Below are 8115 nucleotides of genomic sequence, written 5' to 3'. Positions count from 1 at the left end.
GCAGGGCCGTCAGACGCGGCGCCCGCGCAGCGGCGGGCTCGCGGTGCCCGCGCCGGACGCCATGCCCCGGACGGCCTCGTGCACGGCCTCGACGCCGCTGCGGGCGGGCCGCCACGCGAGCTCGCGCTCGGCGCGCCCGGTGTCGAGCAGGGGCGCCGACATGCCCATGTCGAGCCACCCGGGACCGACCGGCGCGACGCGCGCGTGCCACGCGGACCACAGCGCGGCCCGCGCCGCCGCCGGCGGCACCTCACGCAGCCGCGCGCGCGACACGAGCGCCGCGACGTCGGGACCGCGCACCACCCCGGGACCCGCGAGGTTGAACGCGCCGCGCACCTGCCGCACGACCGCCTCGCGCACCGCGTCCGCGAGGTCGTCGGCGTGCACGGCCTGCAGCCGCAGCCCGCGCGGCCACGGCAGCACCGGCACCTCGCCGTCCAGCAGGCGCGTCGGCACCAGCGGGCCCAGGAAGTACCGGGACTGCTCGGCGCCCGCGGCGCGCTGGAACACCAGCGCCGGCCGCAGGCGCGCCACGACGAGGTCGGTGGTGGCCTCGGCCTCGTCGAGCAGCCGCTCGACGGACGCCTTGTCCACGCTGTACGACGACGAGCGCACGCCGTCGGTGGGCCACGACTCGTCGCGCGGCTCGTCCCCCGGCGACGGCGCGTAGGCGCCCACCGACGACATGACCACGACGTGCGGGACGCCCGCGCGACCCGCCGCGGTCAGCACGCGCCGCGAGCCGACGACGTTGGTGGCCCGCAGCCGCTGCCGGTCGTGGCTCGGCTGGATCGCCCACGCGAGGTGCACGACCGTGTCGGCGCCCGCGCACGCGTCCGCGAGGGTCGTGACGGTCGCGGCCTCGTCGTCGGCGCCGACGTCGCACGCGACCCATGTCGCCGCGTCGTACGGGGCGGGCGGCGGCCGTCGCGGCGTGCGGCGCGCGACCGCGACCAGGGAGGTCACCGTCTCGTCGGCCGCGAGCCGCCGCAGCACGGCCGTCCCGACGTTGCCGCTGGCACCGACCACCACGACCCTCATGCGTGCCTCCGTGTCCGGGCCGCTCAGGCGGCCGGGTCGAGGACGACCTTGATGCAGCCGTCCGCCTTGCGCTGGAACACGTCGTACGCCTGCGGCGCCTGCTCGAGCGGCACGCGGTGCGTGCGCAGGTCGTGCACGCCCAGCGGGTCGGACTCGTCGGCGACGAGCGGCAGCAGGTCGTCGTACCAGCGCCGCACGTTGGCCTGGCCGAACCGGAACGACAGCTGGCGGTCGAACACGTCCATCATGGGGAACGGGTCGATCGCGCCGCCGTAGACGCCCACGACCGACACGGTCGCGCCGCGGCGGGCGACGCCGATGGCGGTCTGCAGCGCGGCCATGCGGTCGACGCCGGCCCTCTCGATGAAGGGCCGCGCGAGCGCGTCGGGCAGGAACGACGCCGCCCGCTGCCCCGCCGCCGCGACGGGCGAGCCGTGCGCCTCCATGCCGACGGCCTCCACGACGGCGTCGGCGCCGCGCCCGTGCGTGCGGTCCCGCACGGCGGCCACGACGTCGTCGGTGCGTGCCGCGTCGATCACCTCGACGCCGTGGCGGGCCGCCATGAGCAGGCGCTCGGCGACGATGTCGATCCCGACGACCCGCCCGGCGCCGCGGTGCAGCGCGATGCGGGCCGCCATCTGGCCGACCGGGCCCAGCCCCACGACCACGACGGTGCCGCCCGGCGGCACGGCCGCGTACTCGACGGCCTGCCACGCGGTCGGCAGCACGTCCGACAGGTAGAGGTACGTCTCGTCGGGGCGGCCGTCGTCGGGCACGACCAGCGGGCCGTACTGCGCCTGCGGCACGCGCAGGTACTGCGCCTGACCACCGGGCACGCTGCCGTACAGCGACGTGTAGCCGAACAGCGCCGCGCCCTTGCCCTGGTCGCGCACCTGCGTGGTCTCGCACTGGCTCTGCAGGCCGAGCGCGCACATGTGGCACGTGCCGCACGCGATGCCGAACGGCACGACGACCCGGTCGCCGACCCGCAGCCGGCGCCCCGCCTCCTCGCCGACCTCCTCGACGACGCCCATGGCCTCGTGGCCGAGGACGTCACCGGGGCGCAGGTAGGCACCGAGCACCGAGTACAGGTGCAGGTCGGACCCGCACACCGCGGTCGACGTCACGCGGATCACCGCGTCGGTGGGCTCCTCGACCCGCGGGTCGGGGACGTCCTCGACCCGCACGTCCTCCCGGCCCTGCCACGTCAGCGCACGCACGCGCACCACCACCTCGTCGTCGGCTCGCGTCGCCCGGCCGGGCGCCCCGCCACCGTCGCACCGGTGCGCGCCCGCCGCATCCCGGCGGGCGCTCCGCGACGCCGGCTGACGCGCGGTCGCGCGTCAGCCGGCGCGGGTCGTGGCGTCGAGCTCGTCCGCGAGCGCGGCGAGGGCCGTCACGGTGCGCAGGTTGCGCGCCGTGCCGACGGGCCGCGCGCCGGTCGTCAGCCGCGCGGCGAGGCGGCTGCGACCGACGCCGTGCGGCAGGTGCAGGTACAGCTCGCGGCCCGCCGCGGCGAGGTCCTCGGGCGGCTCGACGGGCACGTCGGGCACCCGGGCGGGCGCGTCGCCGGGCAGGAGCACGACGTGGTGGTGCGTGGGGTCGTCGTCGCGGTCGAGGAACGGCCAGGCCGCGAGCACGGCGTGCAGCTCGTCGCGCGTGCGGACCACGACGTCGGGCTGCACGGGGAACGCCGCGGCGCACGCGTCGCGCAGCGTGCGGGCGACGCGTGCCGGGTCGTCGTCGCTCGTCAGCAGCACGTTGCCGCTGTTGAGGTGCGTGCGGACGTCGCCGTACCCGGCGTCCGCGACGACGCGCCGCAGGTCCGCCATGGGCACGCGCGTGGCACCGCCCACGTTGACCCCGCGCAGCAGGGCGACGAGCACCGTCATCGCGTCACGCTCCCCTCGTCGTCCCGTCCGTCCCGCCGGCTCAGAACAGCGTGCTCGCGCCGGTCGCGACGCGCGCCTCGAGCGCGAGCAGCGCGCGCTTGCACTCGAGCCCGCCGGAGAACCCGGTGAGCGTGCCGTCGGCGCCGACCACGCGGTGGCACGGCAGCACGACCGGCAGCCGGTTCGCGCCGTTCGCCGCCCCGACCGCGCGCGCGGTCGTGCGTGGGTCGAGCCCGACGGCGGCCGCGAGCGCGCCGTACGTCGTCGTCGTGCCGTACGGCACGCGCGCGAGCCCCTCCCACACGCGCTGCTGGAACGCGGTGCCGCGCGGGCGCAGCGGGAGGTCGAACGTGCGCAGCTCGCCCGCGAAGTAGGCGGTGAGCTGCCGCACCGCGGCGCCCAGCACGGGGTCGTCGCCCGGGTCCGCGGGCTCGCCGAGCCCGTCGGTCGCGGCCGAGCCGTCGGGGTGCGGCAGCCGCACGTCCGTCACGGCGCCGTCGGCGACCGCCACGGCCACGTCGCCGACCGGTGACCCCACCACGGCGTACCTCGTCGTCATGCCCTCATCCTCCCGCCGGCCACCGACACGCGTCGCGCGCGCCCGTCGGAGCAGACGCGCGGGGCGGGCACGACGTGAGGTCCCGCGCCCGGCCGGCCCCGCGGGGCACGCACGGGCGCCACCTCCGCCGTCCGGAGGAGACGCCGCCCGCACGACCGTCCGTCCGCCGGACGACGGTCGCGACCGTCGCGCGCTGGACTGGCCGCACCATGGACGACGACGACGCGACGCCCCGCCCCGACGACACCGGCCCGGCCGCGACGTTCCGGCCCGTGACCGGCTGGTCCGCGCTGTGGCGCGGCGCGTTCGGCACGCACCACGCCGGCAGCCACTGGGTGGTCGACGTGCACTACCTCGACCTGGACGAGAGGCTCCGGCTCTACCGCGACGGCCGGCTGGTCGAGGAGCGCCGCTCCCCCGCGCGCTTCGCGCTGGACGACGGCGCGAGCGTGCGGGTCGCGCTCAGCACGTTCGGCGTGCGGCACGCCCACCTCGAGACCGCCGCCGGGCGGCGGGACCTGGACCCGCTGCCGGGCACGTCGGAGGCGTGGCGCGACCGCATGGACCGCGAGCACCCGACCGCGAGCCGCGCGGTCGCGGCGGTCGCGTGGCTCGTGCTCGTCGTGGGGCTGCTCGCGCAGGTGCCGCCCACGCTGCGGCTCGTCGAGGTCGCGCTCGCGCACGTCGACGTCGCGTGGCGGGCGCCCGCCCTGTGGGAGGCGCCGGACGCGTGGGGTCCGTGGCTCGGGGGCGCGGCCGTGCTCGCGGCGGTCGACCGCGCGCTGCGCCGACGCTGGACGCCGTGGCTCGACGACTGACGGCGTCCCGGCGGTCGACGCCGGCTCAGCGCTCGCGCGGCGCGGCACCCGCGCGTCCGGCGTCCGCGCCGACCGCGGACGCGGCGTCGGACACGGCACCGGGCGCGGCGTCGGAGGGCTCGTCGGCGGGGCCGTCGGACGCGTCGTCGCCCCGGGCACGCTCGGCGAGCACGTCCGGGCCCGGGCCCGCGAAGGCCTGCGAGCGCGCGACGGCCTCGATGCTGCCGGTGAAGAGCCGCGCGTCGCCGCCGTCCGGGCCGGCCACCCGCGCGGCGGGCACGGGGTGCGGAGAGGGAGCCGCGGGCGCGGCGTCGTCGGACTCCAGGCGCGTGCGCGGCAGCGCGCCCGGCGCCTCGCGCTGCAGCCACGCGACCAGCCCCTCGCGGACGTGGCAGCGCAGGTCGAACAGCGTGGGCGCGTCGGACGCCGACGCGAGCGCCCGCACCCGGACGAGCCCGCCGACGGCGTCCGTGACCTGGAGGATGCCGACGCGGCCGTCCCACAGGTCCGTGACGGACAGCAGGCGCGCGAGCTCGGCCCGCATGGCCTCGACCGGCACGCGCCAGTCGACGTCGATCTCGACCGTGCCCAGCAGCTCGGCCGAGCGGCGGGTCCAGTTCTCGAAGGGCGTCGTCGTGAAGTACGTCGACGGCAGGATCAGGCGCCGGTCGTCCCACACGTGCACGACGACGTACGTCAGCGTGATCTCCTCGATGCGTCCCCACTCGCCGTCGGCGATGACGACGTCGTCGACGCGGATCGCGTCGGTGAACGCGAGCTGCAGCCCCGCGAACACGTTGGCGAGCGAGCTCTGCGCCGCGAGGCCCGCGACGATCGACAGCAGCCCGGCCGAGGCGAAGATGCTCGCGCCGAACGCCCGCGCGCCCGGGAACGTGAGCAGCACCGCGGCGACCCCGACGAGCACGAGCACCGCGACCGTGATGCGCCGCAGCACCTGCACCTGCGTGCGCACGCGGCGCGCGTGCCGGTTGTCGCGCACGTCCACGCGGTAGCGCTGCAGCGCGACGTCCTCGAGGACGAACGCGAGCGACCCGACGAGCCACGTCAGGGCGACGATCAGCGCGACGAGGAGCACGTGCTCGACCGGGGGACGCCACGGGGACGCCGCGTCGGTCGACACGCGCAGCGCGAGCCACACCGCGGCGACCAGGAGCGTCGCGCGCAACGGGCGCCGCGACCGGCGCGACAGGTCGGCCGCCACGGGCGCGCGGTGCGCGACCCGGCGGACGAGCGCCGCGACGGCGGCGGCCGCGAGGTACGCCGCCACGACGGCGACGACGACCGCGACGACGGGCAGCAGGGCGCCGCCGACGTCACGCGCGACGGCGGCGACGGCGGACTCGGACGGGCTGGGGGTGGGCGCCGCGACGGCGGTCGGCGCGCCCGGAACGGGGTGCGTCACGCGACCACGGTAGGCACGGGCCGGCGGGGGTCCGCGAGCGGGGACGGGCAGATCGCGACGAACGTCACACCGCCCGGGAACGACCGGTCCCGCCTCCGCGGACGGAGGCGGGACCCGGTGCAAGAGCCGTCTCGCCGGCACGAGGCGTGGCAGGCTCCCTGGCCCCGAGGGGCCGGTCCGGCTCTCGCCGGACCCTGTGGCGTTGCGGACGTGACGTGAATCTGATGACCCGCCGGCGGCCGGTCGCGGTGGACCGCGATCGGCTACTGACCGACAGCATGGCACCGTCGTGTGACCGGCGCATCTCGAACGTGCGACCAGGACGCTACCGACGCTTTGCCGAGCGCGGCCCGGGACGTCGGCCGCCGAGCGCTGTCGGACCCCGTCGTTACCGTGGTGTGGTGCCCGTCCTCCCGTCCGTCGGCCCCGCCGCGCCCACGCCCGTGCTCGCCGGCACGTCGACGACCCCACCCACGGGCGAGGCCCGCGGGTCGGTCGTCGAGCTGGCCGTGCGCGTGCCCCTCGACCCCGCACCCGTGCTCGCGTCGACGGCCGCGCGCGCGGTGCCGGGCGTCGAGAGCGTCGGGGACGGCGCGGTGCGGCGCCTGGTCGACCTCGGCGGCGGTCACGTCGCCGTGACCGCCGCCGTGACCGCCGAGGGCGTGGTGCTGCGGACCGACGCCCCGGTGCCGGCCGCCGCGCTCGCGCGGCTCGCGGACCGCTGGTTCGGCCTCGCGGACGACCTCGCGCCCGTGCACGCCGCGCTCGGGGCCGACCCCGTGCTCGGTCCGCTGCTCGCGGCCCGCCCGCTGCTGCGCGTCGCGGGGCACCCCGACGGCTTCGAGACGGCCGTGCAGGCCGTGCTCACGCAGCAGGTGTCGCTGCGCGCGGGCGCGACGACCGGCGGCCGGCTCGCCGCGGCCTACGGGCGCCCGCACGCGTCGGGGCTGCGGACGTTCCCGACGCCCACCGACGTGGCGGACGTCGACCCGGTCGCGCTGCAGGCCGTGCTGCGCGTGCCGCACGCCCGCGCCCGCGCCGTGCACGCGCTGGCCGTGGCGTGCGCCGACGGGCTGGTGCTGGCGCCGGGCGTCGACGTGGCCGCGGTGCGCGAGCGCCTGCTCGCGGTGCCCGGCGTCGGGCCGTGGACGGCCGACGTGGTGGCGCTCCGCGCGCTCGGCGACCGCGACGCGTACCCCGCGGGCGACCTCGTGCTGCGCCGCGCGCTGGGCGTCGAGCACCCGCGCGACGCCGCCGCCGCGGGCCGCACGTGGGCGCCGTGGCGCGCGTTCGCCGCGACGCACCTGTGGGCGTCGCGCGCCGTGCCGGTCTGACGGCACGCGCGGCGGACGGCGCCGCAGGGTCACCGGGCGGTGCCGGTCCGGTGACGGCAGGGTCACGATCGGGCGGAACCACCACGGACGAGTCCGACCGTCCCTACCGTGGCCAGGCATGACGCCACTGCCGCAGGGTCCCGCCCGTCGCCCCTCCCCGCGCCGCGGCCGCGCCGCGCTCCTCGCGCTCGTGCTCGCGGCGCTCGCGCTCGGGGGCTGCAGCTCCGCCGACGACGGCGGCGCCTCCGAGGCCGCGCCCGCGGCCGACGGCGGCGCCGTGCGCGCGGGCGACGACACGGGGGTCGACACCGCCGACGTCGCCGCCGACGGGACCGCCTCGGGCCAGCAGGTCGTCCAGACGGCGCACGTGACGATGCTCGCGCCCGACCCGGTCGCCGCCGGTCACGCGGTCGTCGCGCTCGTCGAGCGCGTCGACGGCCGCGTCGACGCGCGCTCCGAGCGCTCGGGCGACGACGCGGGCGACCCCGGCTCCGCCGAGCTGACCGTGCGCGTGCCCGCGAGCGCGATGTCGACGATCGCCGACGACCTGCGCGAGATCGGCGACGTGCGCGACTTCCAGCTCGAGACCGAGGACGTGACGGGCGCCGCGCAGGACCTCGACGCCCGCGTCGCGGCGACCGAGCTGTCGGTCGCACGCATGTCGGACCTGCTGGCCCGCGCGACGACGAACGCCGACGTCATCTCCGCCGAGCAGGCGCTGACCGAGCGGCAGGCCACCCTCGAGCAGCTGCGCGCGGAGCGGGCGCGGCTCGCCGACCGGGTCGCCCTGTCCACGGTCTCCCTCGTCATCTACGCGCCCGACGCCGCGCCGGAGCAGACCGCCCCGGCGACGTTCCTCGACGGGCTGGGGACCGGCTGGTCGTCGTTCACGGCCGCCGTCCGCGGCGCGCTGGTCGTGCTCGGCGTGCTGCTGCCCTGGGCCCTCGCGGGCGGCGTGGTCGTCGGGCTCGTGCTCGCGTGGCAGCGCCGCCGCCGGGCGCCCGCGGCGGGCACGGCGGGCGCGCCGACGCCCGGAACCCCCGCCCCC

Annotated in this window: 8 protein-coding genes; 3 read left to right on the top strand and 5 right to left on the bottom strand. The window is 78.4% G+C overall.

Translation table 11 applies throughout. The features are described 5' to 3' along the window. Positions 1-9: 9 nt before the first annotated feature. From CS2_RS16940 to CS2_RS16925, 4 genes are all read right to left on the bottom strand, one after another. Complete coding sequence (locus tag CS2_RS16940) at positions 10-1041, bottom strand: NAD-dependent epimerase/dehydratase family protein (RefSeq protein ID WP_070320857.1); 1032 nt, start codon at positions 1039-1041, stop codon at positions 10-12. Between the two features lie 23 nt (positions 1042-1064). Beyond that, on the bottom strand, positions 1065-2261 hold the full coding sequence (locus CS2_RS16935) for an alcohol dehydrogenase catalytic domain-containing protein (protein WP_070320860.1): 1197 nt from the start codon (positions 2259-2261) through the stop codon (positions 1065-1067). A gap of 123 nt (positions 2262-2384) precedes the next feature. After that, positions 2385-2933, bottom strand: a complete 549-nt coding sequence (locus CS2_RS16930) for a DUF1697 domain-containing protein (RefSeq protein WP_046528810.1) — start codon at positions 2931-2933, stop codon at positions 2385-2387. Positions 2934-2973: 40 nt separating this feature from the next. Continuing rightward, positions 2974-3492, bottom strand: coding sequence for a methylated-DNA--[protein]-cysteine S-methyltransferase (locus CS2_RS16925; RefSeq protein ID WP_070320856.1), 519 nt, complete (start codon positions 3490-3492; stop codon positions 2974-2976). Between the two features lie 209 nt (positions 3493-3701). On the opposite strand from CS2_RS16925, the gene CS2_RS16920 reads away from it, so the two are divergent. Then, complete coding sequence (locus CS2_RS16920) at positions 3702-4310, top strand: hypothetical protein (protein ID WP_070320855.1); 609 nt, start codon at positions 3702-3704, stop codon at positions 4308-4310. Between the two features lie 25 nt (positions 4311-4335). On the opposite strand, the gene CS2_RS16915 is transcribed toward CS2_RS16920, so the two are convergent. Beyond that, a complete protein-coding gene (locus tag CS2_RS16915; protein WP_370876037.1) occupies positions 4336-5628 on the bottom strand; it encodes a mechanosensitive ion channel family protein in 1293 nt (430 codons plus the stop codon). A 506-nt stretch (positions 5629-6134) separates the two neighbouring features. Between CS2_RS16915 and CS2_RS16910 the strand changes: the two genes are divergently transcribed. After that, positions 6135-7067 carry a DNA-3-methyladenine glycosylase family protein gene (locus tag CS2_RS16910; RefSeq protein WP_233421242.1) on the top strand — a complete coding sequence of 311 codons (933 nt, stop codon included), beginning with the start codon at positions 6135-6137 and terminating at the stop codon, positions 7065-7067. A 118-nt stretch (positions 7068-7185) separates the two neighbouring features. Then, positions 7186-8115: DUF4349 domain-containing protein (locus tag CS2_RS16905; protein WP_070320854.1), on the top strand; the 930-nt coding region annotated here is incomplete at its 3' end.

It is taken from the genome of Cellulomonas iranensis NBRC 101100 = JCM 18110, from assembly GCF_001552375.1.
Lineage (GTDB): Bacteria > Actinomycetota > Actinomycetes > Actinomycetales > Cellulomonadaceae > Cellulomonas > Cellulomonas iranensis.
Note: the sequence above shows the minus strand (reverse complement) of the source record. Positions and strands in the feature narration are given on the sequence as shown.